General features: G+C 63.9%; 29 protein-coding genes and 3 pseudogenes. 30 read left to right on the forward strand and 2 right to left on the reverse strand.

Annotated features, from left to right (window positions below; all coding sequences use genetic code 11):
* Positions 1–7 precede the first annotated feature (7 nt).
* Positions 8–658 carry a helix-turn-helix domain-containing protein gene (locus QO033_RS07945; RefSeq protein ID WP_284480419.1) on the reverse strand — a complete coding sequence of 217 codons (651 nt, stop codon included), beginning with the start codon at positions 656–658 and terminating at the stop codon, positions 8–10.
* A gap of 312 nt (positions 659–970) precedes the next feature.
* Between QO033_RS07945 and QO033_RS07950 the strand changes: the two genes are divergently transcribed.
* The 30 genes and pseudogenes from QO033_RS07950 (at position 971) to QO033_RS08090 (ending at position 25,325) form a co-directional block, all read left to right on the forward strand.
* Positions 971–1,201 carry a hypothetical protein gene (locus QO033_RS07950; protein ID WP_284480420.1) on the forward strand — a complete coding sequence of 77 codons (231 nt, stop codon included), beginning with the start codon at positions 971–973 and terminating at the stop codon, positions 1,199–1,201.
* On the forward strand, positions 1,198–1,404 hold the full coding sequence (locus tag QO033_RS07955) for a hypothetical protein (RefSeq protein WP_284480421.1): 207 nt from the start codon (positions 1,198–1,200) through the stop codon (positions 1,402–1,404). Before QO033_RS07950 ends, QO033_RS07955 begins: the two co-directional genes overlap by 4 nt.
* The gene (locus QO033_RS07960; RefSeq protein WP_284480422.1) at positions 1,401–1,586 is read left to right on the forward strand and encodes a hypothetical protein; all 186 of its coding nucleotides are present in this window, start codon (positions 1,401–1,403) and stop codon (positions 1,584–1,586) included. Before QO033_RS07955 ends, QO033_RS07960 begins: the two co-directional genes overlap by 4 nt.
* Positions 1,583–2,194 (forward strand): hypothetical protein, encoded by a 612-nt coding sequence (locus QO033_RS07965; RefSeq protein ID WP_284480423.1) that lies wholly within the window; start codon positions 1,583–1,585, stop codon positions 2,192–2,194. The genes QO033_RS07960 and QO033_RS07965 overlap by 4 nt, the downstream gene beginning before the upstream one ends.
* A 178-nt stretch (positions 2,195–2,372) precedes the next feature.
* The gene (locus tag QO033_RS07970) at positions 2,373–2,993 is read left to right on the forward strand and encodes a hypothetical protein (RefSeq protein ID WP_284480424.1); all 621 of its coding nucleotides are present in this window, start codon (positions 2,373–2,375) and stop codon (positions 2,991–2,993) included.
* Positions 2,990–3,715 (forward strand): hypothetical protein, encoded by a 726-nt coding sequence (locus QO033_RS07975; protein ID WP_284480425.1) that lies wholly within the window; start codon positions 2,990–2,992, stop codon positions 3,713–3,715. Before QO033_RS07970 ends, QO033_RS07975 begins: the two co-directional genes overlap by 4 nt.
* Before the next feature lie 92 nt (positions 3,716–3,807).
* Positions 3,808–4,170, forward strand: a complete 363-nt coding sequence (locus QO033_RS07980; RefSeq protein WP_284480426.1) for an HNH endonuclease — start codon at positions 3,808–3,810, stop codon at positions 4,168–4,170.
* A gap of 170 nt (positions 4,171–4,340) precedes the next feature.
* Positions 4,341–4,787: a P27 family phage terminase small subunit gene (locus QO033_RS07985; protein WP_284480427.1), complete on the forward strand. Its 447-nt coding sequence runs from the start codon at positions 4,341–4,343 to the stop codon at positions 4,785–4,787.
* Positions 4,784–6,625, forward strand: coding sequence for a terminase large subunit (locus QO033_RS07990; RefSeq protein ID WP_284480428.1), 1,842 nt, complete (start codon positions 4,784–4,786; stop codon positions 6,623–6,625). The genes QO033_RS07985 and QO033_RS07990 overlap by 4 nt, the downstream gene beginning before the upstream one ends.
* Positions 6,610–7,911 carry a phage portal protein gene (locus QO033_RS07995; protein WP_284480429.1) on the forward strand — a complete coding sequence of 434 codons (1,302 nt, stop codon included), beginning with the start codon at positions 6,610–6,612 and terminating at the stop codon, positions 7,909–7,911. The genes QO033_RS07990 and QO033_RS07995 overlap by 16 nt, the downstream gene beginning before the upstream one ends.
* Positions 7,912–7,926: 15 nt before the next feature.
* On the forward strand, positions 7,927–8,520 hold the full coding sequence (locus QO033_RS08000) for an HK97 family phage prohead protease (RefSeq protein WP_284480430.1): 594 nt from the start codon (positions 7,927–7,929) through the stop codon (positions 8,518–8,520).
* Positions 8,521–8,591: 71 nt separating this feature from the next.
* The gene (locus QO033_RS08005; RefSeq protein WP_284480431.1) at positions 8,592–9,875 is read left to right on the forward strand and encodes a phage major capsid protein; all 1,284 of its coding nucleotides are present in this window, start codon (positions 8,592–8,594) and stop codon (positions 9,873–9,875) included.
* 87 nt (positions 9,876–9,962) lie between these two features.
* Complete coding sequence (locus QO033_RS08010) at positions 9,963–10,163, forward strand: hypothetical protein (protein WP_284480432.1); 201 nt, start codon at positions 9,963–9,965, stop codon at positions 10,161–10,163.
* An 8-nt stretch (positions 10,164–10,171) separates the two neighbouring features.
* Positions 10,172–10,747, forward strand: a complete 576-nt coding sequence (locus QO033_RS08015) for a head-tail connector protein (RefSeq protein ID WP_284480433.1) — start codon at positions 10,172–10,174, stop codon at positions 10,745–10,747.
* Positions 10,747–11,085, forward strand: a complete 339-nt coding sequence (locus QO033_RS08020) for a head-tail adaptor protein (protein ID WP_284480434.1) — start codon at positions 10,747–10,749, stop codon at positions 11,083–11,085. The genes QO033_RS08015 and QO033_RS08020 overlap by 1 nt, the downstream gene beginning before the upstream one ends.
* Positions 11,085–11,564, forward strand: a complete 480-nt coding sequence (locus tag QO033_RS08025; RefSeq protein WP_284480435.1) for an HK97-gp10 family putative phage morphogenesis protein — start codon at positions 11,085–11,087, stop codon at positions 11,562–11,564. Before QO033_RS08020 ends, QO033_RS08025 begins: the two co-directional genes overlap by 1 nt.
* A complete protein-coding gene (locus QO033_RS08030; protein ID WP_284480436.1) occupies positions 11,564–11,920 on the forward strand; it encodes a DUF3168 domain-containing protein in 357 nt (118 codons plus the stop codon). The genes QO033_RS08025 and QO033_RS08030 overlap by 1 nt, the downstream gene beginning before the upstream one ends.
* Before the next feature lie 47 nt (positions 11,921–11,967).
* Complete coding sequence (locus tag QO033_RS08035) at positions 11,968–12,414, forward strand: phage tail protein (RefSeq protein ID WP_284480437.1); 447 nt, start codon at positions 11,968–11,970, stop codon at positions 12,412–12,414.
* A complete protein-coding gene (locus QO033_RS08040; protein ID WP_284480438.1) occupies positions 12,411–12,764 on the forward strand; it encodes a hypothetical protein in 354 nt (117 codons plus the stop codon). The genes QO033_RS08035 and QO033_RS08040 overlap by 4 nt, the downstream gene beginning before the upstream one ends.
* An 11-nt stretch (positions 12,765–12,775) precedes the next feature.
* Positions 12,776–12,865, forward strand: a pseudogene (locus QO033_RS25285) (phage tail assembly chaperone); the annotation flags it as partial.
* 36 nt (positions 12,866–12,901) lie between these two features.
* Positions 12,902–13,078 (forward strand): hypothetical protein, encoded by a 177-nt coding sequence (locus QO033_RS08045; protein ID WP_284480439.1) that lies wholly within the window; start codon positions 12,902–12,904, stop codon positions 13,076–13,078.
* Complete coding sequence (locus tag QO033_RS08050) at positions 13,078–18,615, forward strand: hypothetical protein (RefSeq protein ID WP_284480440.1); 5,538 nt, start codon at positions 13,078–13,080, stop codon at positions 18,613–18,615. Before QO033_RS08045 ends, QO033_RS08050 begins: the two co-directional genes overlap by 1 nt.
* Positions 18,615–19,520 carry a hypothetical protein gene (locus QO033_RS08055; RefSeq protein ID WP_284480441.1) on the forward strand — a complete coding sequence of 302 codons (906 nt, stop codon included), beginning with the start codon at positions 18,615–18,617 and terminating at the stop codon, positions 19,518–19,520. Before QO033_RS08050 ends, QO033_RS08055 begins: the two co-directional genes overlap by 1 nt.
* Positions 19,521–19,531: 11 nt before the next feature.
* Positions 19,532–20,779 carry a peptidase G2 autoproteolytic cleavage domain-containing protein gene (locus tag QO033_RS08060; RefSeq protein WP_284480442.1) on the forward strand — a complete coding sequence of 416 codons (1,248 nt, stop codon included), beginning with the start codon at positions 19,532–19,534 and terminating at the stop codon, positions 20,777–20,779.
* A gap of 8 nt (positions 20,780–20,787) precedes the next feature.
* The gene (locus tag QO033_RS08065) at positions 20,788–21,057 is read left to right on the forward strand and encodes a holin (RefSeq protein ID WP_284480443.1); all 270 of its coding nucleotides are present in this window, start codon (positions 20,788–20,790) and stop codon (positions 21,055–21,057) included.
* A 68-nt stretch (positions 21,058–21,125) separates the two neighbouring features.
* A complete protein-coding gene (locus tag QO033_RS08070; protein WP_284480444.1) occupies positions 21,126–21,866 on the forward strand; it encodes a lysozyme in 741 nt (246 codons plus the stop codon).
* Positions 21,863–22,177 carry a hypothetical protein gene (locus QO033_RS08075; protein WP_284480445.1) on the forward strand — a complete coding sequence of 105 codons (315 nt, stop codon included), beginning with the start codon at positions 21,863–21,865 and terminating at the stop codon, positions 22,175–22,177. Before QO033_RS08070 ends, QO033_RS08075 begins: the two co-directional genes overlap by 4 nt.
* A 194-nt stretch (positions 22,178–22,371) precedes the next feature.
* Positions 22,372–22,997 (forward strand): annotated as a pseudogene (locus QO033_RS08080) (transposase); the annotation flags it as partial.
* A gap of 586 nt (positions 22,998–23,583) precedes the next feature.
* Positions 23,584–24,600: a GSCFA domain-containing protein gene (locus QO033_RS08085; RefSeq protein WP_284480446.1), complete on the forward strand. Its 1,017-nt coding sequence runs from the start codon at positions 23,584–23,586 to the stop codon at positions 24,598–24,600.
* A complete protein-coding gene (locus QO033_RS08090) occupies positions 24,597–25,325 on the forward strand; it encodes a hypothetical protein (protein ID WP_284480447.1) in 729 nt (242 codons plus the stop codon). The genes QO033_RS08085 and QO033_RS08090 overlap by 4 nt, the downstream gene beginning before the upstream one ends.
* 9 nt (positions 25,326–25,334) lie before the next feature.
* Here the strand turns inward: QO033_RS08090 and QO033_RS08095 are convergent.
* Positions 25,335–25,625, reverse strand: a pseudogene (locus QO033_RS08095) (transposase); the annotation flags it as partial.
* Between the last annotated feature and the right edge of the window lie 122 nt (positions 25,626–25,747).

Consider the following 25,747-nt stretch of genomic DNA (forward strand, 5'->3'; position numbering starts at 1 on the left):
TGGCCTTTCAGAATGACTTTTGAGCCAGTTCGTTTGGCCAGTGCAGACGCACCCGTGCGGCCCATTTTAATCGCTTGTTCCACATCGTCGTCGCACCGGGGTTTAGGGAAATTAGGTGAAACAAACCAGGCTCATCGCCAGGTTTGATTTGCTTCACCCAGCCCATGCCCTCGTCATCTTCACAGACACAGCGATGTCCGACCACGTCATCGGGGACGCCTTCATGGGTCTCGCGCGTGTAAAACAGGAGATCGCCTGCGGAATAGATAGGCTCCATGCTGTCGCCTTCGATCTCAACAGCCACGATGCCATGAGGTGAGAGGCCCGGTGGGCACTCGACCTGAGGTCCGTCGCCTTTTTCATATGCATCGAAAAGCGGCACTCGCGCTCCAGCGCCGACGGTGCCGGCGATTGCGACAGTTGGGAGACCCTTCATAGGGCCGTCCGCCCAGTTCATGATGTCTTCGACGGTCATGTTCAGCGCGTTCGCGATCCGCACGGCGGAGGAGAGCTTAGGGGATGCTGCCTTGCCGCGTTTCAGGTCTCGGATGAAGGACTGATGGAGACCCGCAGCCAGAGACAGCGGGGTGTCCTTGAGCCCCCGCGCATCCATGACGCGACGCAGCCCTTCCAGAAATCGTTCGCTCTCATCCACCATTGGGGAATGTTACCCAGTTTCCGCTGAATCGAGTATCGGGAAGTTTACCCTTGCAAAAATGGGTAAAGTTACCCGATAAGGAGGCATGAATACAAAAGACACTCCCCTTCAAATCACGGTTCTGGCCCATCGAGTGGGTCTAGGGCCGGGCTCGGCAGGAGGCTGCGTGATGGCGACCAAGCGCCCTTGCGCAAGCCTCCCTGCGGGAAAGGGGGCCAGATGACCCGCCCTCGCCTAACCCTGATTGTGAACAACGACGCTCCATGTCCCGGGGATACACTCGGGGCAGGGCTAAGCTCTTGGTCAAATCGGTTGGACCCCTACGCGCTGAAGGCTGGGGCGGCCGATCTGTGGTCCGCCTATTTCCGTAACAGCTTCTCCAGCCCGCGCGAGGTGGCGCTGTTCTGCGATGTCAGCTTTCAGACCGCACTGAACTGGTGGGGCGCGGTCACTGCGCCCGCCAGCCACACGGCGCTTCTGATCATGCTGACCGACCCCGGCGCACCGGCCTTCTTTCAGGATCAGCTGCGGAGGGCCGCATGACCATTGAAGCCGATCTTCTGGGCCGTCCGCCGGTCATGCGCCCGATCCCGAGGCTGGAACGTCCGGGCGGGTTTCTGCGAGTGCCGGGCAAGCTGCCGGGGCGGGTTTCTGTCCGGGTTCCTGTGCGCGGGTCCTTCTCGCCGGTGGGCGAGGGTTGCCGTTGGGTGACCCTGCCGGCCGCGCCCTGGGAGGAATGGGAATGAACGTCGTGGAATTTCCCGGCCAGCTGCCGCGCTTCTGTGAGGTGATCGCGGCCCTGCGGGACGGGCTCGGGGTGGAGGACATGCAGGCGCAGGGAACCGCGCCGGCGGGGTTCGCCCGGGCGGTGGTGGCCGAGCTGCGGTGCGCGGGGACTTTGGATCGGGCTCTGGGGGTGACCTCATGATCCCGGCGAATGCGCATCTGCGCCCGGTCGAGGCCGGTGACGTGCCGGAGTATCCCATCTCCCGCGAGGAGCGGCTGGAGAGCCATTTCTTTGTGGAGTTCCACCATAATCGCTGGCTGTCCAGCAGCTTCCGTCTTCTGGCCGACCCGGACGTGCGGGCCTATGGGCTCGATCTCTTCATGGTGGCTCAGAACGAGGCGCCGGTGGGGACCCTGCCCACCGATGACCGGTTGCTGGCGCGGCTTCTGGGGCTGGACCTGGCGGTTTGGCAGAGCCTGCTGAAACGGGAAATCACCCCCCTGCACAAATGGCAGCTGACCAATTGCGAAGGGGAAATCCGTTGGGCGCATCCGGTTGTGACCGAAATCGCGGTCAAGGCGATTGGCCGCCGCCAGAAACATCTTGAGGCCTCTGAAGCTGCCCGCGAACGCAAGCGGTTCGAGCGGTTGAAGATGCAAATCCTCAAGGTCGGTGGGTCCAGCCAGATGGCGGCCGACGAAAGCGTTCTGTCCTGGCTCGACCGCTGGTTTCAGGCGGAACATGCGGGGCGAAACCGGACTGAAGCCCTGGTGCGCGAGGGCCTCAATCTCATGAGCAGGCATCGCTGAGAAACTGTCCCATTCCGTCACAAGGACAGTCTTGGACAGTCTCGGGACAGAATGAAGACAGAACGGGACAGTTTGCGGACAGGTTTTGTCCGGTTTTGTCCCGTCTGAAAGGAAAAGAAACCAAAAGACATGAAACAGAAACAGGCGGAAGCGCCTGGAATGACGAAAGGACCGCGGGATGCAGACCGATCGACATCAGGCTGAGAGAGCAGGGACAGCGGAGCGCGATGCGCTGTCAGGTCCGGCCCGGGTGCGGGCTTTGCTGTTTGCGCCGCTGGAGGCGGCGGGGATGCAGCGGCCGGGCGGGATGACGGTGGCGGGCTATGAGGAGATGCGGGCGCGGCTTTGCCGGGCGTTGACCCATATGTCCGACCGGTCGCTGCGTGGTCTGGCGGAGCTGGTGACGCGCCACGCGCAGGGCCGGCAGGTGGATCGCTGGCCGAAAGAGGTCACGCTGAAGAGCTGGGGCTTGCGCATCCAGCCGCCGCCGGCGCGGCAGTCGGACTATGTGGCTTCGCTGATGACCAGCGCCATGGGCCGGGCGGCGCGGGACCAGGGCTATCACGTCGAGCTTTTCATGTTGGCGCGGCGGCTCGGCCCGCCGCCCTCCCGCTATGACCTCGGCCGGCTGCGGCAGGAGGCCGAAGAGAACCGCCGCATGCGCGAGATCGTGCGGCGGCAGATCGATTACGACAGCGCCAGCCTCGATCAACGGCAGTGGCTGGCCTGGTACGACCGGAACGAAACCGAATGCCTTGCGTTGATGGCGGCGGGCGATGACAGGGAGACAGGCGAATGAGCGTTCATGACACGCGGCTTGCGCGGCGTAAGGCGGAAGAGGCGGCGCGGATCGCCGCGGTGAAGGCGCGCGGCCGGGTGCCGGAGCAATGCGGGCCGGATATCCCGGAGGCGCCGGCACGTGGCGCGTTCCGGCTGGTCCAGCTTCGGCGGCTCTACCCGGATGGGGCGGAAGGCTACCGGGTGAAGGATGCCGGGCACCTCGGGCGGGCGGCGATCTGCAATGCCGATGTGTTCGACCGGATGGCGGCCAGCGCGGCGCGGGCGCGCAAGCCGGTGCCGCTCAGCCCGGGGCAGATCGCCATGGGCCGGCACTATCGCGATCTGGTGGAGCGTCACGCCTGCGCCGGGCTCAGGTGTTCGTCTATCGAGGCGGTGCGCTCCGGCGGCAGCGGGCAGGGCGGTGGATTCATGGATGCGGTGTTGCGGGATCGTGAGGAGATCGCCTGGCTGCACCGCCGGATCGGCGCAGGCGTGGCAATGGCGGTGCGTCGGGTGCGGCCTTCGGCGCGGGGCACCCGGGTGGCGATCCCCGACCGGCAGCTGGTGGATTTGGTCTGCCTGGAGGATCAGGCACTGAGCGATGTGCTGCGCGCATATGGCTGGTCGGTCTATGGCGACACCCTGCGCGGCCTGACCGGGGCGCTGGCCGCGGCCCTGGATCGGATGACCGGGCCGGCGGGCTGTCGGGCAATCGTCACGATGAGAACAAAAGGGGATTGACGCTAACCTCAGCCGCAGTCTAGGCAGGAGAAATCATCAAGACCTGCGCCCACGGGAAACCGGCGGGCGCTTTTGCGTTTCTGGGGGCGCGGATGACGACCCGGAGTGACTATCACCAGCTTTACAACCTCTCGGCCTGGCGGCGGCAGCTGCGGCCGCAGCACCTGGCGCGGGAACCGCTCTGCCGGGCCTGCCTGCGTCGGGGCATCGTCAACGATGGCTCGCTGACCGCCTCGGGCGAGAGACAGACCAATCCACGCCGGCGGTTCCTGGCGGTGGATCACATCGTGCCGCATCGGGGCGACCGGGCCTTGTTCCTCGATCCGGAGAATCTGCAGACGCTCTGCCCGGACGATCACGACCGGAACAAGCAGCGGCTGGAGGCCAGAGGTTATTCGGAAGAGCGCGGGCCGGATGGCTGGCCGCTCGATCCGAACCACCCGGCAAACCGCTGATCCGCAGCCTTCCGGACGGGAGGGGGAGGGTCCGAAGGAAACCCGGCCGGGCTGGAAACCGGAGGGGGAACCTTCCCGTGCGCGAAGCCGGAATTGAATAGAAAAAGCCACATGGAAAGAGAGGGTTAGGCAGGGACATGCGGGGACGCCGGCCGACAGAGGAAAGGGTTGTGCCCTTCGCCGAGGAAGGGGCGCAGCTTCATAATCTGGAAGAGCGGGCGCGCGCCCGGCTGGAGGAGCTGCGCCCGGAAGGCATGCCGGAGCAGCTGCGCTGGACCTTCGACCGTCTGGCGCTGCCGCTCTGTCATCCGACCGTGGATCGGCTGAAGCCCACGAATGTTTTCATGTTCCGCCAGCTCTGCGCTGCGGTGCTGCGTCATGAGCGGCTGACGCTGGAGCTGGAGGAGCTGGGCGAGACCTATGAGAGCGAGACCCGCAACGGCACCCAGATCAAGAGCCGGCCGGAGGTGGCGCAGCTGAACGAGACGTTCCGCCAGATCAGGGGGCTGGCGAATGACTTCGGCATGACCCCGGCGGCGGAGCGGGGTCTTTCAGGCGGCGGGCAGCTCGGGTTCAATTTCCCCGATCCCGACAGCCCCGAGGGCTATCTGACGTGACCGGCACCGCGGCGCGGGTCTCATATGCGGATGACCCGGTCACGGCCTGGGCGCAGGAGGTCGCAGCGGGTGAGATCGTGGCCGGGCCTTACATCCGGGCTGCGGCGGCGCGCCACCTGCGCGATCTGGTCGAGGGGCCACAGCGCGGGCTGAAATGGGATGTGGCCGCTGCAAGGCGGGCGATTGAGTTTTTCCCGAAGGTGCTGCGGCTGAACGGCGGCCAGTTCGAGGGGCGGCCGTTCCAGTTGCACCCCAGCCAGGCATTCCGCATCGGATCGCTGTTCGGCTGGAAGCGGTACAACGAGACCCACGGCGCCTGGCTGCGCCGGTTCACGCGGTTCTATGACGAAGAGGGCAAGGGGAACGGTAAATCCCCGATGCTGGGCGGCATCGGGCTCTACATGATGGTGGCCGACGGCGAGCCGCGGGCAGAGGTCTATGCGGCGGCGGCCAAGAAGGATCAGGCCGGCATCCTGTTTCAGGACGCGGTGGCGATGGTGGATCAATCGCCGGTGCTGGCCCGCAAGGTCAGCAAGCAGGGCGAAAACCCGGTCTGGCAGCTGACCTATACCGGCAGGACCGGCGACCGGCGCAAGTTCCGCCCGCTGTCGGCAGAAAAGGCGCAGTCCGGGCCGCGGCCGCATTGCGCGCTGACCGATGAGGTGCATGAACATCCGAACCGCGACGTGATCGACATGCTGGAACGGGGCTTCAAGTTCCGCAAGCAGCCACTGTTGTGCATGGCGACCAACTCTGGCACCGACAAAAAATCGATCTGCTGGGAGGAGCACCAGCATGCGGTCAATGTCGCGACCGGGGTGGTCGAGGATGACAGCACCTTTGCTTTCGTCTGTTCGCTGGATGAGGGCGACGACTGGGAGAACGATCCGAGCTGCTGGATCAAGGTGAACCCGCTGCTGGGGGTCACGATTCAGGAAGACTACCTGCAGGGAGTGGTGAAACAGGCCAAGATGATGCCGGGCAAGCGCAATGGCATTGCCCGGCTGCACTTTTGCCAGTGGACGCAATCGGTCACTGCCGCGATCCGGCGGGGGCCTTGGGTGGCCTGCCGTGGGGATGTGGATCCGGAGGCGCTGACCGAGGCGGGCTATCCCTGCTTTGGTGGGCTCGACCTCAGCCAGGTGCGGGACTTCTCGGCATTGACGCTGGTCTGGGTGCTGGATGCGACGAAAGATGCGGAGAAGCTGGCGGCGAAGACGTGGTTCTGGACGCCGAAGGACACCCTGCTTGAACGTTCCGGCCGCGACCAGGCCCCCTATGATCTCTGGGCGCAGCAGGGCCATATCGAGGCGGTGCCGGGCGAGCGGCTGAAATACCCCTGGCTGGCCGATGCGCTGGCCGATCTGAATTCGCGCTACGCCCCGGAGGTGATCGCCTGCGACCAATACGGGCTGGAGCGGTTGAAGGACAGCCTGACGGAAAAGGGCCTGGTGCTGCCCACGGAAATCCACCCCCAAGGGTATCAGAAACGGGTGTTGGACAAGATACCGGACCCGACCAACCCGGGGCAGGAGGTCGAGGTTTATCTGTGGATGCCGGACAGCATCAACAAGCTGGAGAATGCGATTTACGATGGCCGGCTGACGGTGGCGCAGAACCCGCTGCTGGACAGTATGGCGGCCTCGGTCACCTATGCGGAGAACCGCACCGGGCATCGCATGTTCGACAAGGAAAAGGCACACGGCCGGATTGACGGCATGGTGTCGCTGGGCATGGCAACGGGGATGGCGCTCTGCCGGGAACGGGGTGTGCAGGAGGTCTCGCCCTGGGCCGATGACGGGTTTTCGCTGGAGGATGATCTATGGGATTTGGATTGAGCTTCCGGCGGCGCCCGGAGCCGGAAGCCGTGGAGGCGCGCGCCGAGGTGGTTATGGCAAGCGGCGAGGCCGAGATTGCCGAGGTGCTGACCGGAGGTGTCCCGGAAGGCGTCAGCATGAAAGAGGCGCTGTCGCTGCCGGGTGTCTGGGCCGCGATCAACTTTCTGTCTGCCGCCATGGCCGGTCTGCCGGTCGAGGTCTTCGAGAAAACCGCCGGTGACGGCGGCGACAAGAAGATCACGGGCGGCGTTGCGGATGTGCTGGGCGCGGCGGTGAATGACACCACCACCTCTTTCACCTGGCGCGAGACATTCTTTGCCGAGGTCTTCGGTCCCGGCCGGGCCTACACCTATGTGGAGCGCAACCGGCAGGGGAAGGTGATCAACCTCTTTCCGATGGAGTATCAGCGCACCACGGTGCGCAAGGTGAACGGGCGGCTCTTCTACGACTACCGGGAGCCATCCGGGAAGGTGAAGACCTATGCCGGCGCGGATGTGATCGACATTGCCTTTCTGCTGAAAGCCGATCACGTCAACCATCACAACCCGGTCCAGACCTGCGCCTCCGCGATCCGCCAGGGGCTGAACGCAAACCGCTATGCGCTGACGGTCTTCGGCAAGAACGGGGTGCCGCCCTATGTGCTGAAAGGCCCGTTTGCGGCCGGCAAGGAAATGATGCGGGCGGCGGCAGACCTGATGAAAGTGACGATGCGCTTTGCGCGGGAGGGCAAGCCGGTGCTGCCGCTGCCGGCCGGTCACGATCTGGAACGGCTCGGGGATGACCCGGACAAGATGCAGCTGACACCGGTGCAGATTTTCGCGGTGGGGCAGGTGGCGCGCATCTATCAGCTGCCGCCGGTGTTTCTGCAGGAGCTGTCGAAGGGCAATTACAACAACATCGAGCATCAGGATTTGCACCTGGTCAAGCATACGCTGCGGCGCTGGGTGAAGAAGTTCGAGCAGGAGCTGACGCTGAAAATCTTCGGCCGCACCTCAAGGCGTTACGTCAAGCTGAACCTGGATGCGATGATGCGGGGTGACTTCAAGACCAGGATCGAGGCGATTGTGAAAGCGATCCAGAACGGGCTGATGACACCGAATGAGGGCCGCGCGCTGGAGAACCGCGCGCCGCTGGACGGCGGCGATGTGCTGCTGGTGCAGGGGGCGACGGTGCCGATCGAGCTGGCCGGCAAAGCCTTTGCCAAGACCGCACCGGCTGCCGATCCCGCCAGCGACGGGGCTGCGACGCCGGATGACGGCGCCCCGGAAGACCAGACCGACAACTGACCGAAGGAGGCCGCGATGAGCGACCCGCAACGCGAGGTGCGTTTCTGCGCCTCCGCGCCCGTTGAGCTGCGCGCGGCCGAGGGCGATCTGATCAATGTGACCGGCTATGCCGCGGTGTTCGGGGCGCAGACCGAAATCGGCCCGCTGGACAGCTGGGGCTGGGTCGAGCTGATCGAGCGCGGCGCCTTTGCCGAGGCGCTGACGCGCGGCGACGATGTGACGTTCCTGATCAACCACGGCGGCCTGCCGCTGGCCCGCACCAGCTCGGGCACGCTGACGCTGACCGAGGATCAGCACGGGCTGCGGGTGGACACTGCGCTGGACGCCGCGGACCCGGACGTGCAGCGCATCCTGCCGAAGATGAAGCGGGGCGATCTGTCGAAGATGAGCTTCGCCTTCGTTGCCGACAAGGAGACCTGGGACGAAACCGGCGCGCGAGCGGTGCGCACCATCCAGTCGGTGCGCCTCTATGACGTCTCCATTGTGACCGATCCAGCCTATGAGGGCACCGAAATCGGGCTGCGGTCGAAGACTGCCGCCCTCGGCCTGGATGCGGAGTTCTTCCGCCGCGCCATGCAGATGCGCATGCGTCTGTCCGGTCTCAGCTGACCGACCGCCCATCTTCCCGCGCCCTGGGCCGGCGCAGCTTTCCGAAATCTGATCTGAAAGGAAACGACACCATGTCGAAGATCAAAGAGCTGCGCGAAAAGGCGCAGAAAGTTCTGACCGAGGCGACCGGCATCCGTGACGGCATCACCGACAAGACGCCGAAGGAAGAGGCCCGCGCGGCGAACGACCAGTTCGACAAGCTGATGGATGAATACGATGGCCTGGTCGCGGATGCGAACCGCGAAGAGCGCGCCGCCAAGGCCAAGCGCGAGGCCGAGGAGCGCCAGGAGCAGAACGAACGCGAAGAGCGCGAAGCGCGGCGGCCGGGGCAGGATGGGTTGAGCCATACCCCGGCCGGCGATGTGGGCGAGGAATACCGCGAAGCCTTCCGCCAGTATCTCGCCAGCGGCGCCGATCTGTCCGAAATGGACAAGGAAGCCCGCGCCGCCCTGCGCGCCGGCGCCCGTGAATTGCGGACCCAGACCACCGGCACCGGTGCCGGCGGTGGCTTCCTGGTGCCCACCACCCTGTCCTCCGAAATCAACAAGGCCGCGGCCGCACATGGCCCGATGATGGATCCGGGCATCGCCACCGAAATCAACCTGGGGACCGGAGCCCCGTTCGATCTGCCGAAGGTGGATGACACCGAGGAAGAGGCGAATGCCCATACCGAAGGGGATGAGGGCGTTGACGATGGGTCCGGCGATATCGTTCTGGACAAGACCCAGCTGCTGGCCCATGCGATGGTGACGCCCTGGATCAAATGGAGTTTCGAGCTGGCACAGGACAGCGCGTTCGGCTTCGAGGCGCTGCTTGGCATGCTGATCGGGGAACGGCTGGGCCGCAAGGGCAACCGCTGGCTGACCGTGGGCACCGGCACCAATGAGCCGCTTGGCTTCGTCACCGGCGCGCAGGTTGGCTTTACCGCCACCTCCGCCAGTGTGCTGACCTTCGACAATATCATGGAGCTGGAGCATTCGGTGGATCCCGCCTATCGCGGCGGCCCGAAAGTGCGGTTCCAGATGCACGATCAGACCGTGAAGGCGCTGCGGATGATCAAGGACACCGCCGGCCGCTACATCTGGTCGGATGGCGATGTGGTCAAGGGGACGCCGGCCACGCTGAACAACCGCCCCGTCAGCTTCAATCAGGCCATGGCCCAGATCGGCGCCAGCGCCAAGCCCATCGCCTTCGGGGACTTCGCGCAATACTACGTCCGCAAGGTGGGCAGCCCGCTGATCGGCGTGGCGCGCGAAAAGTTCTTCCCCAATCTCGGCATCATGGGGGTGCATCGGATCGACGGTGCGCCGGGCCATTCCAAGGCGATCAAGACGCTGCAGATGGCTGCCGCCTGATCCGGCTGACGCAAATCGCGCCGATACCTCCGGCGGGCTGGCCTGGCCCGCCGGATATCTCCCCCCTTCTGTCGTTGGAGCCGACCGATGAAAATCAAGATCCTTGTGAGCTGCGCCGGCCCGGCCGGCAGCTTTGCCGCCAATCAGGAGCCAACCGTTGCCGATGCAGTTGGCGCCGACCTGATCCGCGCGGGCTATGCCGAGCTGCTGGATGCAGAGGTGCAGCCCGCCGCGGCCGCCACCGATCCGGCCGCCGCTCCCGCCACCGATCCGGCTGCCGCGGGCTGATCGCCGCCATGTCGCTGATCAGGACTGTGGCGCCCGCGGTGGCGCCGGTGACGCTGGCGCAGCTGCAGGCGCATCTGAAACTTGAGGCCGGCGAGGATGACGCGCAGATCCAGCATTGCCTTGATGTGGCGGTCGCGCAGTTCGACGGGCCGGATGGCGAGCTGGGCCGTGCCTTGATCGGCCAGACCTGGCAGGAGACATTCGCTGCGGTGCCGGCGTCTGGTGCTGCGGTAGAGCTTGGCCTGTCGCCGGTCTCCGATCTGGTGAGCGCCCAGATTGTCGATGCAAACGGCACCTGGTCCGATGTGGTGGCGCCGGAGCTGTTCGAGCTGGGCGGCCGCTATCTGGTCTCGGTGGAGAGCTGGGGCATTGCCGGGCCGGCCCGCGACAAGCTGCGGATCACCTATGTGGCGGGCTTCGGCGCGTTGGCGGAGGATGTGCCGCTGCCGATCCGCCATGCCATCCTGCTGTTCGCCACTCACCTGTACCGGGTGCGGGAGCCTGTTGTCTTCGGCGCCGCCCCGGTCGAGGTGCCGCTGTCGATTTCCCGCCTGGTCGCGCCTTACAAGATTTGGTGGAGCTGATGGGGCTGGAGGCTTACAATCGGCGGATTTCCATTCTGGCCGCCGATGAGACCGAAAACGACGCCGGGGAAATGGTGCCCGGCGCATGGCTGCCGATGATGACTGTCTGGGCCAGCTATCAGCCGGTCTCAGATGGCGAAAAGCTGCGGGCGGCGGCGGTCGAACAGCGCACCGATGCGCGGTTCAGGATGGCCTGGCTGCCGGGCCGCGCTCAGATCAATGGCCGGCACCGGCTACGCTTTGACGGCCACGACTGGCAGATTTCCGGGGTCAAGGAAATCGGCTTTCGGGAAGAGCTGGAGCTGACCGCCTGGCACGTGAAGAAGGCGCCTGTCTGATGGCTGTGAAAATGAAGCTGGAGGGCGGCGGCGATATCGAGCGGGCGCTTGGTGAGCTGGCGCGGGGCACATCCAAGGGGGTGATGCGCCGGGCGATGAAAAAGGCGCTGCAGCCGGTTGCCAAGGCTGCCGATGCCGCCAGCCCCTTCACGGTGAAGGTGACCAGCAAACTCACCGCGCGCCAGTCACGCCAGGCCCGCGCAGATCGCGGCCGCAGCCTGGTGACGCTCTATGTCGGGCCGGTGCAGCCGGACGGCACCGATGCGCCCCATGCGCACCTTTACGAATTCGGCACCGGGGAGCGGGTGCACAAGAAAAACGGAAAATCGGTCGGCACCATGCCGGCGCGGCCGTTCATGCGACCGGCCTGGGATGCAAATCAGGATCAGATGCTGGAGACGCTGCGGCGTGAGGTCTGGGCCGAAATAGAAAAGGCGGCTGAGCGCGCCAGGCGTAAGGCTGCGAAGGCGGCGGGCTGATGGAACGCGATCTGAAAGACCTTCTCAAGACCATGGGTCACCCGGTGGTCTGGGGCGCCTTCGGCGCCGATGTGGGATACCCGCGGATCGCCCTGCAGCGGGTCAGCACGGTGACGCGCTATTCGCTGAAAGATCGCGCCGATATCGAGGGCGCGCGGGTTCAGGTGACGGTCTCGGCCGCCACCTATGGCGAAATCATTACCATCTGCCGGCAGCTGTCGCAGGTGATGACCGATTTTCGCGGCGGGGCTGTGATCAGCTGCCGCGAAATCTCCCGGCGGGATTCCTTTTCGGAAACCGGCGGCGATGTGATCCGGCAGCAGATGCTGGATTTCTGGGTGCGCTATCGCGCCTGACCTCGCCGGGGAACCGGCACTCTCTCAACCTGATGAAAGGATAAGGCATGGCTGAAAATGTCATTCCGGCCGATCTTTGCGACATTGAATGGTCGGAGACCGGTGCGGATGCCGACTATGTGGTCATCCCCGGCTGCAAGACCGTGGGCATTCCCGAAGAAAACCCCGAATACCGGGATCGCACCTCGCTCGACAGCCCCGGCCGGACGAAGGAATACGGCGTCGGTCTGACCGATGTGGGGGAGCTGACGCTGAGCTGTTTCTACTCGACAGCCCTCTATGCGCAGGCCTCGGCCTACAAGGCGGCCAGCACCCTGGTCTATTTCCGGGTGAAGCTGCCGGCGATGGGGGCCCAGGTGGCGGGCGATACCTTCGAATATCGGGCCTATGTCAATCCGGGCATGCCGGCGACCGACCAGGACGGCGATCTGATGACCGATCTGAAGCTCCGGCCGAGCGGCCTGATCACCTGGACCGAAGGGGCAACGGCATGATCAGCACGGTGACGGTGAAGCTGGGCAAGAAGACCCACAAGCTGAAGGTGTCGATCCGCGCTCAGGTGCGGCTGGAAAAGGACCTCGGCAAGGAGATGGGCGATATTCTCGAACAGCTGTTTCGTGGAGAGGGCGGTGTCAGCCTGGTGGTGCAGGTCTGGGCGGCCTGTCTGAACGATGGGGCCGGGGTGGAGCTGGAAGAGGCGATGGACGTATTGGACGCCATCGGCGGCGCCAATGCGGGTTCGTCCTATATGACCGAGGCGCTGCAATCTGCCTTCCCCTTCCTCAATCCTGATGAGACGGCCGCAGAGGATGAGGCCGAAGAGGCGGGAAACGCGACCGTGTAGACTGGCCGCGCCTGTGGTCCGGCTGGGTTGAGCTTGGTCTTGACCCGGCCGAATTCTGGCGCTGCAGCCTGCGCGAATACGACCTGATCACCCGTGCGCGGATCAAGGCCAAGAATGCCGAAATAGACGCGCGCCGGGTGCTGAACCAGGAGCTTGGGATCCTGGTGCAATTCGCCTTTCACGATCCGAAGAAAATGCCGGATTTCACCAAGGCAGCCCCGGAAGTCAATGAGGCCGAACAGCGGGAGCTGCAGCTTGCACAGCTGCGCTCGGCGCTGGTCGGCATGCACTTTCAAAGCAAAAAGGGAAAGTGATGGCAGCCATTATCGGCGCCCTGCGGGGCGTTCTCTCTCTGGATAGCGTGGCCTTCGAGAGCGGCGCCAAGCGGGCGCAGGCGACCATGGGCACCATGGAACGCAAGATGGTCCGCATGGGGGACCGGCTGCAGAAGGCCGGGCGCAAAGCGGCGCTCGGTCTCACATTGCCTTTGACCGCGGCGGCCTCTGTCGCGGTCAAATCCAGCCTGTCGGTGATCGACGCGCAAGCCAAGATGGCGCAGTCGATGGGCACCACGGTGCAATCCATGCAGGTTCTGGAGCGCGCCGCCGATCTGTCCGGCGTTTCCATGGGCGAGGTAAGCCAGGCAACGCTGCAGCTGACCAAGCGGCTGTCAGAGGTTGCGGCGACCGGCAAGGGGGCGGCGGCGAAGTCGCTGAAAACCCTGCACCTGAACGCGCAGGAGCTGCAGCAGCTGCCGCTGGATGAGCGGCTGGTTGCGATTCAGGATGCGCTTGCCAAATACGTGCCGGAGGCGGAGCGCGCGGCGGTGGCAACGGGGCTGTTCGGCACCCGTGCCGGCATCACCTTCACCCGGATCGACGGCGCCACGCTGCGCACCGCCGCCGACGATGTGCGCCGCTTCGGGGTGGCGGTGTCGGAAGTGGATGCCGAGCAGATCGAGGTGACGAATGACGCGATTTCGCGGCTTGGCCTGGTCGGCCTCGGGGTCAGCAATCAGCTGACCGCCGCGCTGGCCCCGACGCTGGAATTCGTGGCGAACAAGGCGGCCGAGGCGGCGGAATGGTTCGCCGGCCTGAGCGATCGGACCAAGCAATTCATCGCCGGCGCCGGGGCTTTCGCGGCGGCTGTCGGGCCGGCGGCCATCGGGCTCGGGGTTCTGGTCAAGGGGGTTCTGGCCCTGCGCGGCGCGCTGCTGCTGGCAACCGGCCCCTGGGGGCTGCTGGCCGGCGCCGTGGCCGCGGCCGGCGCCATGTTCCTCAATTACAAGAGCAACGCGGAAAAGGTCGAGGCGCCGCTGGAGGCGACGAAAAAGGCGCAGGAGGCGCTGAGTGCGGCCATGGGCACCTTTTCCACCACGGCCGCCCCATCGGCCGGGGCCGCTGCCATTTCCGCCGCGAACGATTATTACAAGCAGGCGGATGCTGCGCTGGCAGTGGCAGAGGCTGAGATTGCCAAGAACAAGGTTGCGGAACAGTTTGCCCGCGATGCCTATGCCAAGTATGGCCGCGAGCCCACCATGGAGGAAGAGGCGTATCTTGACGCCAAGGCGGCGCGTCTGGTGGCGAACCGGATGGCGGCTGAAAAGGCGCTCAATGATGCGATTGCGGCCCGCAAGCGCACGGCGAAAGAGGTCATGGGGTCCGACGTGAAAATGTCGGAGGTTCAGAAGGATCTGAACAGCAAGCTGGATGTGACGGTTGGCACAACCGACAAGCTGGGCGGCAGCCTCAAGGGGGTGAAGGATGACACCAAGGGCCTTGCGGAAAGCATGGATGGCCCGCTGTCGTCTTCGATTGACGGGGTGTCGCGCGCCTTCGGGGATTGGGCCGCCAATGGCTTCCGCGATATCTCTTCGATGTGGGATGCGATCAAGGACGTGAGCAAGCGGGCGGTTGCCGATCTGGTTTCCCTTCTGGCGAAGAACCAGCTGCAGCTGATGCTCGGGGTCTCGGTGACCGGATCGGCGGGGCAGGCGACAGCGGCCACGTTGACCGGCGGCGGGTCCGGCTCAGGCCTCCTCGGCAGCCTGCTGGGCAGTGCCGGCAGCAGCCTCTTGGGCGGCGGGGGCCTGCTGGCCGGTGGCGGCGGCATCCTCGGCGGCATCGGTTCGGGCCTCGGCGGCATCCTGAGCGGCGGCGGGCTGGGGGCGAGCTTTGCCAACCTGGGCGGGCTGATGACCGGATCGGTCGGTGGTCTGGGTGCGATTGGCGCGGCGCTGCCGGCGCTCGGGGTGATCGCCGGCGGCATCGCCTTGCTCGCCAAGGGGCTCAGCCGGAAATATGAGTTTTCCGGCATCCGGGGCAATTTCACCTCCGGAGGGTTCGACGGGCAGGGCTATGACTTCTACAAGGGCGGGTTCCTGCGCGGCGACAAGACCGAGTATTACCCGCTTGAGGCGGAGTTGCAGGCGGTTCTGGACAGCGCCACGACAGGCGTTGTCGGCAGTATCGGGGATATGGCCGGCGCCATTGGCCTCTCCACCCGCAAGCTGAAAGGCTTCGTCTCCGAATACGTTCAGGTGAATACCAATCAGGACGCCGAGGCGATCATGGCCGATCTGATGGAGGCGCTGGACGCCGCCGGGTCGGAAATGGCCGCTCTGGTGCTGGGGACCACGAAATTCAGCCGCGCCGGGGAAAGCGCGCTGGAGACGCTGACCCGCCTGAGCGGCGGGCTGTCGGCGGTGAACGACATGACGGACCTGCTGGGGCAGACGGCTTTCCGGGTATCGCTGCGCGGTGCTGACATGGCGTCCAGCCTGGTCGATGCCTTCGGCAGTGCCGATGCGATGGCGACGGCCGCCGCCAGCTATTTTCAGGGCTTCTATTCGGAGAGCGAACAGAGCGAAACCATCCTGCGCCGCCTGCGCGATCAGTTCGCCGGGCTGAATGTCGCCATGCCGGAGAGCCGGGCCGGCTTCCGCAGCCTGGTGGAGAGCGTGGATCTGACCACAGACGCCGGGCGCAAGCTTTACGCCGGGCTGCTGGGGTTGTCCGGGGCGATGGATGAGGTTCTGCCGAAGGTCAGTGAAATGACCATGGGCATGTCCGGCCTGCTGGATGATATCGGCGGCGAGATCGGGGATCAGATCGACACCGCGCGCAAGATGGCAGAGGCGGCGAAGGCGTCCGCCGAGCTGTGGTATCGCACCGCAAACACCCTGCGCGATTTCAAGGACGGGCTGCTGAATGCGGGCCTGTCCGGGGCCAGCACCGGCCAGAATGCCGCAGCACTTGAGGGGCGGTTTCAGGCGGCATTCGAGGCGGCAAAGGGCGGTGATGTGGCGGCGGCGCAGAGCATCCCGGAGCTGGCGCGGGCCTATCTGCAGGCGGCGCAGGCCGGCGCGTCCTCTTCGCTGGAATACCGCCGCATTGCCGCGCAGGTTCAGGGCCAGGTGCAGCTGATCGCCGGCATTGCCGATCTGACCGGCGCCAATGATGACATGCTGACCGAGCTGTATGAGCAGCAAATCGACGTGCTCACCAGCCTTGCCAATTTCCTGCAGCTGGAAGGGCTGACCGATGAGGAAATTTCCAAGCTGAGCGACGGGGTTCAGGAGCTGGCGAAGGATTGGGACGGCACGGTTTCCGCCTTCGAAACCTCGCTGGGGGCGCTGGAAAAGGCGATCACCGATGCCGAGGCGTTTTCCTATGAGGATTTGGTGGGGAGCCTGGATGTTGCGGTGTCGCTGTCCGACAAGGGGCCGAAATGGATCCGCGATCTGGTCGGCGCCGCGGACAAGGGCATCCGCACCACGCTGGATTTCATCGTGCGGCGTGATGACCTGACAGCAGATATGAAGTGGATGGCGGTCAACGCGCTGTCCGAACATGTCACCGCGATGGATTTCGTTCTGCGCAACGATGTGGATGCCGAGACCCGGCGGCTGGCGCTGGTGGCGGGATCGGAGCTGCGCCGCAATATCAAGTTCGCGGTGACTTCCGGTCTCAGCAAGGAACAGATGCGCATCGCCCTGGCCGGCAACAGCGAGCTGAGCCGCGTGGTCAATGTCGCGCTCGGCAAATCCGACAAGAAGGCGGTCCAGCTGGCGCTGCAGAATATCGGCGGCTATGCGGTGGCGGTCACTGCCTCCCTGTCCAAGGGGGTGAGCGATAAGGTTCGCCAGATCGTGTTCGACGGGGCCGGCAATTATGCGGTGATGGTCGAGGCAGCGCTGACCAATCTCAAGGGCAACGCGCGGCGGCTGCTGCTGGAGCGGCAGGGCAGCTATACCGCCAATATCACCGCCACGCTGGCGCAGACGCTGCCGGCCTGGAAGCGGCGGCTGCTGATCAATGCCAGCACCTCGGCGGTGCGGGCGGTGACGGTGGCGATGGCCTTCAAGGGCACGGTGTCAAAGGCGGAGCGCAAGCTGTTGCTGGAGCAGGGCACCGCGGCGCTGCGCACCATCAGTGCCTATGTGAACCCGAAGGGGATCAGCCCGCGCGAATGGCTGTTCCTGCGCCAGCTGGAGGCCGGCGGCAAGGTCACGCGCAGCATCACCGGCGGTGTGAGCTACAGCAAGACCGGCGCCGCCGGGGACAGCCTGTTTGCGCTGCTGACCAATGCCGGCATCCGGCGCCGCGATATCGTTTCGGCGGTGAAGGCGGCGGCGATGACCGGCAAGGCGGCCGATCTGTTCGGGCTGCTGCGCCGGGCCGGCATCCGCACCCGCAATATCCGATCCGAGGTGAAGGCGGCAGCGATGACGGGCAATGCCGCCAGCCTCTTCGGCCTGCTGCGCACCGCCGGTCTGCGCACCCGCAATATCGCCTCGGCGGTGAAGGCATCGGCCATGCAGGGCGCCGGCGCCGAGTTGTTCGGCCTGCTGCGGCGGCCGGGCGCGCGGCTGCGCAATGTCCTGTCCGGGGTGAAACTCGGCAAGATGACGGCCAATGAAACCGCCATGTTCGCCCAGCTGCGCGCCGGGGCGGCGCCGGTGGAAAAAACCCTGCGCGGCAAGGTGGACCTGTCCGGGCTGACGGAACGCCAGAAAGCGTTGCTGGATGCGGTGCGGGGGGCATCGAATGGGACGCTGACGGTCGGCGGCAATTTCACCTTCACACCGGCGCAGGCATTCAGGGCGCTGTTCGAGGATGCGACGGCCGGCATGACCGGCCTGAAAACACCGATCAGTGGCCTGACCAGCAAGCTGGACGCTCTGCGCCAGGCGGTGCGCGATGACATTGCCGACCGCAAGGCGGCCGCCCGGATCGCCACGCTGAATACCCGCGGGGTGGATCAGCTGGCGGAAATCAACGGCCGCAAATCTGCCGCCGGGGATGTGGTGGCAAAGATCCGTGCGCTGGAGGCTTCTACCGGCATTAGCCTGCTGAATGGCGATGGCGCCGCGATCCTGAAACAGAACAAGGACGGCACGATTTCCTATAAGGCGACGGCCACCACCGGCGGCGCCGGACTGGCCGAATTCCAGAAGGCCTTCTACGGGCCGAACGGGCTGCAGGCGCAGATTTACGCAGCCAACAAGGCGATCCGGGCCATGCCGGAAGATCGCAAGGCGATCCGGGCGCTGAGGGCGCAAATCCGCGGCCTCGGCGGGGTGCCGGCCTTCGCCAATGGTGGGGCGCATCTCGGCGGCTGGCGGGTGGTCGGGGAACGCGGCTGGGAGCTGGAACATACCGGCCCGAGCCGTGTCGTCAGCCATTCGGACGCGATGGCGCAGCTGGACAACCGGCCGGTTGTGCTGGCGGTGCAGCGCCTGGCGCAGCAGTCGGCGGTTCAGGGGCAGCGACTGGAGTTGCTGATGAAGAAAATGGCCCAGATCACCGAAAGCTGGGATTTCGACGGCATGCCGGAGGTGCGCAGCTGATGGATTTCAACATCATTTCGCCGCTGCTGATCACCGAGGCGCATCTGACCGCCTCGAATATCCTGGAGGATGAATACCCGGATTGGGATGCCGCAACCACCTTCGCCGCCGGTGACCTGGTTCTCTCCACCGTGACCCACCGGGTTTATGAGAGCATGCAGGACAGCAACCTTGATAATGATCCGACCGTGGATGACGGGACATGGTGGCTTGATCTTCGGGCGACAAATCGCTGGTCGGCTTTCGATAACCGGCGGACCAACCCGGCGCGGCGGGCCGACGCGATCACCTATTCGATTGTCCCGACGATGGATTGCGACGCGATTTCGCTCTGGGGGCTCAATGCCGGCGAGGTCAGGATTGCGGTCTGGGATGGCGCCACGAAGATCTATGACGAAACCTTCGTCATGGTCGACCGTGGCAATGTGGTGAGTTCCTATACCTGGTTCTGGGGCGGTGTCGTCTATGCCCGGCACAAGGTTTTGAACGGGTTTCCGGGATACATCGGCCACCGGATCGACATCACCATTTCGGCCCCCGGCGGCATGGCAGAGGTCGGCAATATCATCCTCGGCCGCAATTACCTGCTGGGCACGGTGATGGACGGGGTGGAGGTCCAGCACGTCAGCCATAGCCGCAAGGAATACGATCAGTACGGCGACGAAATGCTGGTGCCGCGCGGGTCCACCCGAAAGATCACCATCCCGCTGCGGGTGCCGACCATTCAGGGGCCGCGGGTGATGACGGTGATTTCAGAGGTGGATGGCCTGGTGGTCTCTTTCTACGGCTCGCCCACTGGCGGGCTTTATGGGGTCGAAGGGCTCGGCTTTGTCGATGACCACACCCAGCCGCTCGATGCCGCCGGCGACAGCGTTTTCACCCTTGTTCTCAAGACACTCAAGTAAGGGGGGCTCAGATGAGCGCACCGAGTTTTTCCGCCTGGCCTGATATCCCGAGCCGCAGCGCGCCCGAGGCCGATTTCGACACCAAGATGTATGCGCTGTTCAACCACTTCGCGACGACCCACCGCAATGAGATGCTGGCCTTTATCAGCTGGCTGCAGACCAACAGCACGATCATCGGCGGGGCGCTGAACGGCACCACGCTGGGGTTGACCACCCCGGCGGCCGGGAAATTCACGCAAGCGACGATTGAGCAACAAGCCGGATCGCCTTCGCTTCTGCTGGTGGGCGCCCTGGGCTACAACGTGAGCCTCAAATTCAGCGTTGAGGGGTCCGATGCCTGGAGCGTGATCGGGTCGCAGACCGGTAGCCTGGCCTTCTACGATTTCGCCGGGCTCACCACGCCGGTGCAGTTCGAGGCGGGCGCGGTTGCCAATACCTTCGTTGTGGATGCTGCCAGCCGGATCGGGATCGGCACCCCATCGCCCACCATGAAACTCGGCATCCTCCAGTCTGAGTCCGGTGTGGGCGGGTTCAATCTCTCCTGCACCTCCACGGCTTTTGCGGCGACGGGCCATAATATTTCCATCAGCACGGCAGCCTCGGCCAGCTTCAATTTCATGACCGCTTACAGCTCGGGCGGAACGCTGGCGTTCAAGGTGCGCGGCGATGGCGAGGTGAGCGCGACGGGGGCTTTCACCACCATCGGCGCCGACTATGGCGAATATTTCGAATGGCTGGACGGCAACACTGCGGCAGAGGATCGCCGCGGCCTGTCGGTGGTTCTGGACGGCGGCCTGATCCGGCCGGCGCTGGCCGGGGAAACACCGGTCGGGGTGGTCTCGGCAAATGCCTCGGTGATCGGGGATGCCGATGCCGGCTACTGGACCGGGAAATATCTGCGCGATGATTTCGGCTCCTATCTGATGGAGCCCTACAGCGCGGTGGAATGGGTCGAGACCGTCAATCAGGGGACGGAAGAGCGGCCCGATTATGTCGAGGTGCCGCATTCCTACGCCGCCGATGAGGTGCCGACCGGGGTGACGGTGCTGGCCGATGCCGTGGTGATCCTGCGGGAGCGGCGCCAGATCAACCCGGCCTTCGATCCGGCGCTGACCTACGTGCCCCGCGGGGATCGGCCGGAATGGGAAGTCATCGGCCTGAAAGGCAAGCTGCGGGTCCTCAAGGGCCAGCCGGTGGCACCGGGCTGGATCAAGATGCGCGATGTGAGCGCGACGGTTGAGGAATGGCTGGTGCTGTGAGCGGCGGAATGTCGAATATCGAACAGCTCGGCGGGGTGCCGGGCAAGATCGCCTCCGGTGTCGGCAATGCCGGTGTCTTTGGTGGGGCCGGCTCTGCGCTCTTCGGCTGGGCCGCCGGGCAGGACCTGCTGGCGGTCGGCGGCTTCCTGATCGGTTGCGCCGGGCTCTTCATCAACTGGCACCACAAGCGCGCCATGCGCCGGTTCGAGGCGGAGCGGCTGGAGCTTGAGCGCGCCCGGCTGCGGCTGGACCGGGCCGACCCCAGCGATCCCGGCTGATCCTCTCCCCTGACCCTGATCCCAACCGCCCCGCCATTGTGCGGGGTTTTTCTTTGAAAGGACCTGATATGAAACTGATCCCTGACTGGAAAGCCGTTCTGGGCGGCGCCTGGTCTGTCTGGCTGATGGGGCTGGCGGCGCTGGTCTCCATCGCCGATCTGCTGCTGCGCGCTGCGCCCGAGGCGCTGCCCTGGCTGCCGGCCGGCTGGCTGCCGCTGATCTCTGCCACGCTGGCGACCCTGGCGATCCCGGCGCGGATCGTGCTGCAGACGAATATGAGCCAGTGGCTGACCCGCTTCTGGGCCGATCAGCGCGGCGCGATCCGCCGCGGCCGGATGATTGCCGGGGCGGCGGTGCTGGCGGCGGCCTCGGCAGCGGTGCCTATGGTGCGCGGCTTCGAGGGCCAGGAGCTGACGCCTTACCGCGATATCGTCGGGCAACTCACCTGGTGCAGTGGCGAGACCGAGGGCCAGCCCAAAGACAGCTACACCGCGGCGGAATGCGATCTGATGCTGGCCCGGCGGCTGGTCGAGTTCTCGGGCCAGATTGCTCTCTGCCTGCCGGCGGATACCCCGCACCAGGTGCGCGTGGCCTTCGTCTCGGCGGCGTACAATATCGGGGCGGGGGCCTTCTGCCGCTCCAGCATGTCGCGCCGGGCGCTGGCCGGCGATCTGCCGGGCGCCTGCGAGGCGCTGCTGATGTGGGACAAGGGCCGCGTCAACGGTATCCTGCAGCGCATCCGCGGCTTGACCCTCCGGCGGCAGCAAGAGCGGGCGCTGTGTCTCAGCGGTCTGGGCGATGCAGCGTGAGGGGGCCGGCATGGCTGCTGTTGGCGGGGCTCCTGGCCTCTCACACCGCCGTCGGCTGGCAGGCCTGGGTCTGGGCCACCGAGCGGGCGGAGCTGCGCGAGGTCGCGGCCCGTGCGGCGCTGGAAGCCCGGCTCGCTGGGGTCTCGTCCCGGGCGAGGGCGGCGGCACTGGCGCTGCAGGAAGCGCAGGCCGCCCGCGCGGGCAGGGTGGAGGAGTTGGAAGATGAGGCCAGTGCCGATCCTGCTGCTGCTGGCCGGATGCCTTCTGCTGACAGCCTGCGCCGGCTCCGGGCCCGTTGGGGGGCCGGTTGACCCGCCGCCGGTCGTAACCCTGCGACCCTGCCGCCATCCGACCGAGTTCCTGCCAGAGGCAGGACAGGGCGACTGGGAACTAATCGCCGGCCGGATCGGAGATGAGCTGATCCGGTGCCGGGCGGAGAAGGCGGTCTTGGGGGAATGGGTGGAGGGGGTGATTGGGGGGGACAGGGTAGGACTGGGCGGAGTGCCATGAATGCCTCGAAGAAGCTGGTTACTTCTACGCCATCCGGTTGCCCGCCAACAACGTCCTGCGCGAGAAGATCGCACATCGGCTAACGCGACCTGTAGGGCGACCGTCAAAGACTAAGGTGAAGCGGTTCTATGAGGACTTCGAGTATCAGGCGCAAAGCTGGGGCAGGTTACGTCGTGTGATCGCCAAGATTGAATGGCATCCGGGCGAGTTATTCCCCAAGGTCGGCTTCATCGTCACCAACCTTCCGATGGAGCCAGATTGGGTGGTGCGCTTCTACAATCGACGCGGCACCGCCGAGCAGCACATCAAGGAAGGCAAATACGCCTTCCGCTGGACGCGGTTATCGTGCCGGCGGTTCCGCGACAACGAGGTGCGATTGCAACTCCACGCGCTGGCCTACGACCTGGGGCCACGTTCCTGCGCTGTATCGAGCTACCTGAGGCGATGGGCGACTGGTCGCTAACCAGCCTCCAGCTCAAGCTGATCAAAATCGGTGCACGCGTTGTTCGCCATGCCCGCGCCATCACGTTCCAACTGGCCGAAGTCGCGGTTACGGGCCCGATGGTGCGCGCGATCCTTGCCGCTATACGCCGTCTTCGAGCGCCGCCGTCATGCGCATGACAGCGATCCACGCCCGAACTGAAAAAAGCGGCAGGACTGGTGTGTCCGACGCACTGAAAAACGCCAATGCCAGGCTACGACGGGACCGCTTCGCGGCCTCATCCGCCCACCTCCAACCGTCTGCGCGACCAGAGACGCCGCTCGGGGTGGAAAAAGCTTGTTCAGAAGGCCGATTCAGGCAACTTTGACATCAGATGGCAGGCCACTTGGGGAATGTCGGTTGGTGCTGCTCATCATGGCCTCCTTGCCTCAAAATTAGCAAAGAAGGCGTCCACGATACACGGGGCTATTCAAGCAGCGGCTCCTCCACAACCGGGTTGACGATCTGCATGATCTTGTCGCGGTCGGTGTAATGCGCGCCAAGCTGTGACCGCTTGTCCGGGTCAAGTCCGCTAAAAGACTGGACAGAAGGAGGCAGTTAGCTAAGGTGAGAAGCGGAAATCATTGAAATAAGCGTCGAAACGCGAATGTGACAACTGGCGTCAACACAAAAGCCACCGATATAGAAGGGGAATTTATTTTGAGGAACCCATACCACTCTCTACCTAAAAGCTCCTTCTGGAAACCTAGCATCGCCGACAGAAACATGCTGGAGATCAGAGATCTTTGGATTTCAAAAAACACGATTTCGCAGAGCGATACGGTGGCAACCGCTGGCTCCTGTTTCGCCCAGCACATCAGTCGAGCAATGATTCAGAACGGGTTCCACTGGATCGATGCCGAGCCTGCACCGGACCACCTCTCCGATGAAGATGCAAAGGCTTTCGGGTATGGTGTTTTCTCGTTTAGAACGGGAAATATCTACACTGCCACTCTGTTGCGCCAATGGGTTGAGGCAGCCTTCAACGTGACGCCTCTGGACGAAGAATTATGGGAGCACAGTGGGCGCATTTTCGACCCGATGCGACCCGCGATTGAGATGAATGGTTTCGCCAGCACGCACGAATGTTTGGCGCTTCGCCGTCATAGCCTTCATGCGATGCGCAATGTGTTGAGCAATGTTGATCTGTTTGTTTTTACACTAGGGCTGACAGAGAGCTGGCGCAACAGAGATACTGGTTTTGTCTATGCGGCTTGTCCAGGCACACTGGCCGGGAGTTATTCAGAAGCAGAGCATGAGTTCTACAACCAGACCTACCCTGAAATCTTTCGCGATATGCAAGCCGTGTTAGACTTGATCCGGGAACATAATCCAAAAGTGAAGTTCCTGCTAACGGTTTCTCCCGTTCCGTTGGTTGCCACTGCCGCGCAGCAGCATGTTTTGTTGTCCACAACATATTCAAAATCGGTTCTTCGGGCTGTTGCGGGCGATCTCGCCACTCTGCGCGAGGATACCGATTACTTCCCGTCGTTCGAAATAATCAACTCCACGCCTTTCCGAGGCAGTTTTTTTATGCCAAATCAGCGCGAAGTTTCCTCTGCAGGTGTAGATTTTGTTATGAAACATTTTTTCGCGGGGCTCAAGTTCCAACAATATCAACCGGAGGTAGAAAAGAAGTCGCACGAGACTGGTCTCATCAGAGATTCACAAATATTTCAGGCTGATAGAGAGGGAAATGACATACAATGCGAAGAAGCACTTCTAGAGGCTTTTTCTAAATGAGGGGGCTAATTTTTGGCAATTCACATGTTGGCGCATTGTACTCATGTTGGGCGCAAGCCAAACAAATTGATGCTGATTTTTACGCGATCCCCGGAGGCGGTGGCCCCAATGTGACACTTGAGGGAGATCGCATTTTTCCTTCTAGAGAGAACGCCGATGTTCAAAGCACGATTCGCGGCGTTCAGGAAGATGGACTTAGCCTCACCGACTATGACTATGTGGCATTTTGCAGCATGGGACTCGCGGCCGTACGTGAAGAATATCCGGGCCATATCCTTAATCGATTTTTGCTAGCAGAATATACAACGCTGGAATCAAAAGGGTCCTCCCCTGTTTCCCGCGCCGTTCTGGCTAAGTGCATGCAGCGAGCTCATGAGCATTACCCTGCGATGGCTACGCTTAGGAAAATTAGAACACTTTTTGACGGTCCCATCTTAGCTACTCCCGTCCCTATCCCTGTTGTCAGCTTGCTAAAAGATGACCATCCCTTGCGTTATTCTTATGGTATGAATATCATCAAATTTACTTCGTGGATTGCGTCTTTCCAGCTAGAGATGATTCGCTCAGCTAGCGAAAATATCGATATAGAAGTTCTTGACTATCCCAATATGGACTGGGTGAATGCTGGCAGTACGCCTGAAGAATATGCAACAAGAGATGCATGGCACATGAATAGGGCTTATGGAGAACTCTTGCTTAATCAAATCCACGGGGCGCTGAGCTAGGGTCAGGATTCATAACCAGTAGATGACCACAGCCGCGAGGGCGATGGCCGAAAGGAAGACCTTTGGGCATCGGTCATAGCGGGTCGCCACACGCCTCCAGTCCTTGAGCCTGCCGAACATGATTTCAATGCGATTGCGCCGCTTGTATCGACGTTTGTCGTATTTGACCGGCGTCTTGCGTTTTTTCCGACCAGGTATGCAAGCGCGTATCCCCTTGTCGTGCAACGCTTCTCTGAACCAGTCTGCGTCATAGCCGCGATCCCCGAGCAGCCATTTGACGTTTGGCAGACCACTGAGCAACGTAAGCGGTGTCTGAGCGGCACGTTGTCTGCGCCGGCGCGGACTGCGAGGTGATACCCATCTCAAGATGGGAGTGCGTTTCGCAATGGATGCTCAGACTGCGTTTCTCAGATCGCTGGGAG

This window comes from Pseudodonghicola flavimaris (assembly GCF_030164425.1).
Classification (GTDB): Bacteria; Pseudomonadota; Alphaproteobacteria; order Rhodobacterales; family Rhodobacteraceae; genus Pseudodonghicola; species Pseudodonghicola flavimaris.

What these genes read in the sequence shown, in the direction of transcription:
- QO033_RS08055 (WP_284480441.1), top strand. Translation starts at nt 18,615, where the DNA reads ATGGATTTCAACATCATTTCGCCGCTGCTGATCACCGAGGCGCATCTG.
- QO033_RS08030 (WP_284480436.1), top strand. Translation starts at nt 11,564, where the DNA reads ATGGAACGCGATCTGAAAGACCTTCTCAAGACCATGGGTCACCCGGTG.
- QO033_RS08040 (WP_284480438.1), top strand. Translation starts at nt 12,411, where the DNA reads ATGATCAGCACGGTGACGGTGAAGCTGGGCAAGAAGACCCACAAGCTG.
- QO033_RS08070 (WP_284480444.1), top strand. Translation starts at nt 21,126, where the DNA reads ATGAAACTGATCCCTGACTGGAAAGCCGTTCTGGGCGGCGCCTGGTCT.
- QO033_RS07965 (WP_284480423.1), top strand. Translation starts at nt 1,583, where the DNA reads ATGATCCCGGCGAATGCGCATCTGCGCCCGGTCGAGGCCGGTGACGTG.
- QO033_RS08000 (WP_284480430.1), top strand. Translation starts at nt 7,927, where the DNA reads ATGAGCGACCCGCAACGCGAGGTGCGTTTCTGCGCCTCCGCGCCCGTT.
- QO033_RS08010 (WP_284480432.1), top strand. Translation starts at nt 9,963, where the DNA reads ATGAAAATCAAGATCCTTGTGAGCTGCGCCGGCCCGGCCGGCAGCTTT.
- QO033_RS08090 (WP_284480447.1), top strand. Translation starts at nt 24,597, where the DNA reads ATGAGGGGGCTAATTTTTGGCAATTCACATGTTGGCGCATTGTACTCA.
- QO033_RS08050 (WP_284480440.1), top strand. Translation starts at nt 13,078, where the DNA reads ATGGCAGCCATTATCGGCGCCCTGCGGGGCGTTCTCTCTCTGGATAGC.
- QO033_RS07995 (WP_284480429.1), top strand. Translation starts at nt 6,610, where the DNA reads ATGGGATTTGGATTGAGCTTCCGGCGGCGCCCGGAGCCGGAAGCCGTG.
- QO033_RS07980 (WP_284480426.1), top strand. Translation starts at nt 3,808, where the DNA reads ATGACGACCCGGAGTGACTATCACCAGCTTTACAACCTCTCGGCCTGG.
- QO033_RS08085 (WP_284480446.1), top strand. Translation starts at nt 23,584, where the DNA reads ATGCTGGAGATCAGAGATCTTTGGATTTCAAAAAACACGATTTCGCAG.
- QO033_RS07945 (WP_284480419.1), bottom strand. Translation starts at nt 658, where the DNA reads ATGGTGGATGAGAGCGAACGATTTCTGGAAGGGCTGCGTCGCGTCATG.
- QO033_RS07960 (WP_284480422.1), top strand. Translation starts at nt 1,401, where the DNA reads ATGAACGTCGTGGAATTTCCCGGCCAGCTGCCGCGCTTCTGTGAGGTG.
- QO033_RS08035 (WP_284480437.1), top strand. Translation starts at nt 11,968, where the DNA reads ATGGCTGAAAATGTCATTCCGGCCGATCTTTGCGACATTGAATGGTCG.
- QO033_RS07970 (WP_284480424.1), top strand. Translation starts at nt 2,373, where the DNA reads ATGCAGACCGATCGACATCAGGCTGAGAGAGCAGGGACAGCGGAGCGC.
- QO033_RS08065 (WP_284480443.1), top strand. Translation starts at nt 20,788, where the DNA reads ATGTCGAATATCGAACAGCTCGGCGGGGTGCCGGGCAAGATCGCCTCC.
- QO033_RS08005 (WP_284480431.1), top strand. Translation starts at nt 8,592, where the DNA reads ATGTCGAAGATCAAAGAGCTGCGCGAAAAGGCGCAGAAAGTTCTGACC.
- QO033_RS08020 (WP_284480434.1), top strand. Translation starts at nt 10,747, where the DNA reads ATGGGGCTGGAGGCTTACAATCGGCGGATTTCCATTCTGGCCGCCGAT.
- QO033_RS07955 (WP_284480421.1), top strand. Translation starts at nt 1,198, where the DNA reads ATGACCATTGAAGCCGATCTTCTGGGCCGTCCGCCGGTCATGCGCCCG.
- QO033_RS08060 (WP_284480442.1), top strand. Translation starts at nt 19,532, where the DNA reads ATGAGCGCACCGAGTTTTTCCGCCTGGCCTGATATCCCGAGCCGCAGC.
- QO033_RS07975 (WP_284480425.1), top strand. Translation starts at nt 2,990, where the DNA reads ATGAGCGTTCATGACACGCGGCTTGCGCGGCGTAAGGCGGAAGAGGCG.
- QO033_RS08025 (WP_284480435.1), top strand. Translation starts at nt 11,085, where the DNA reads ATGGCTGTGAAAATGAAGCTGGAGGGCGGCGGCGATATCGAGCGGGCG.
- QO033_RS08015 (WP_284480433.1), top strand. Translation starts at nt 10,172, where the DNA reads ATGTCGCTGATCAGGACTGTGGCGCCCGCGGTGGCGCCGGTGACGCTG.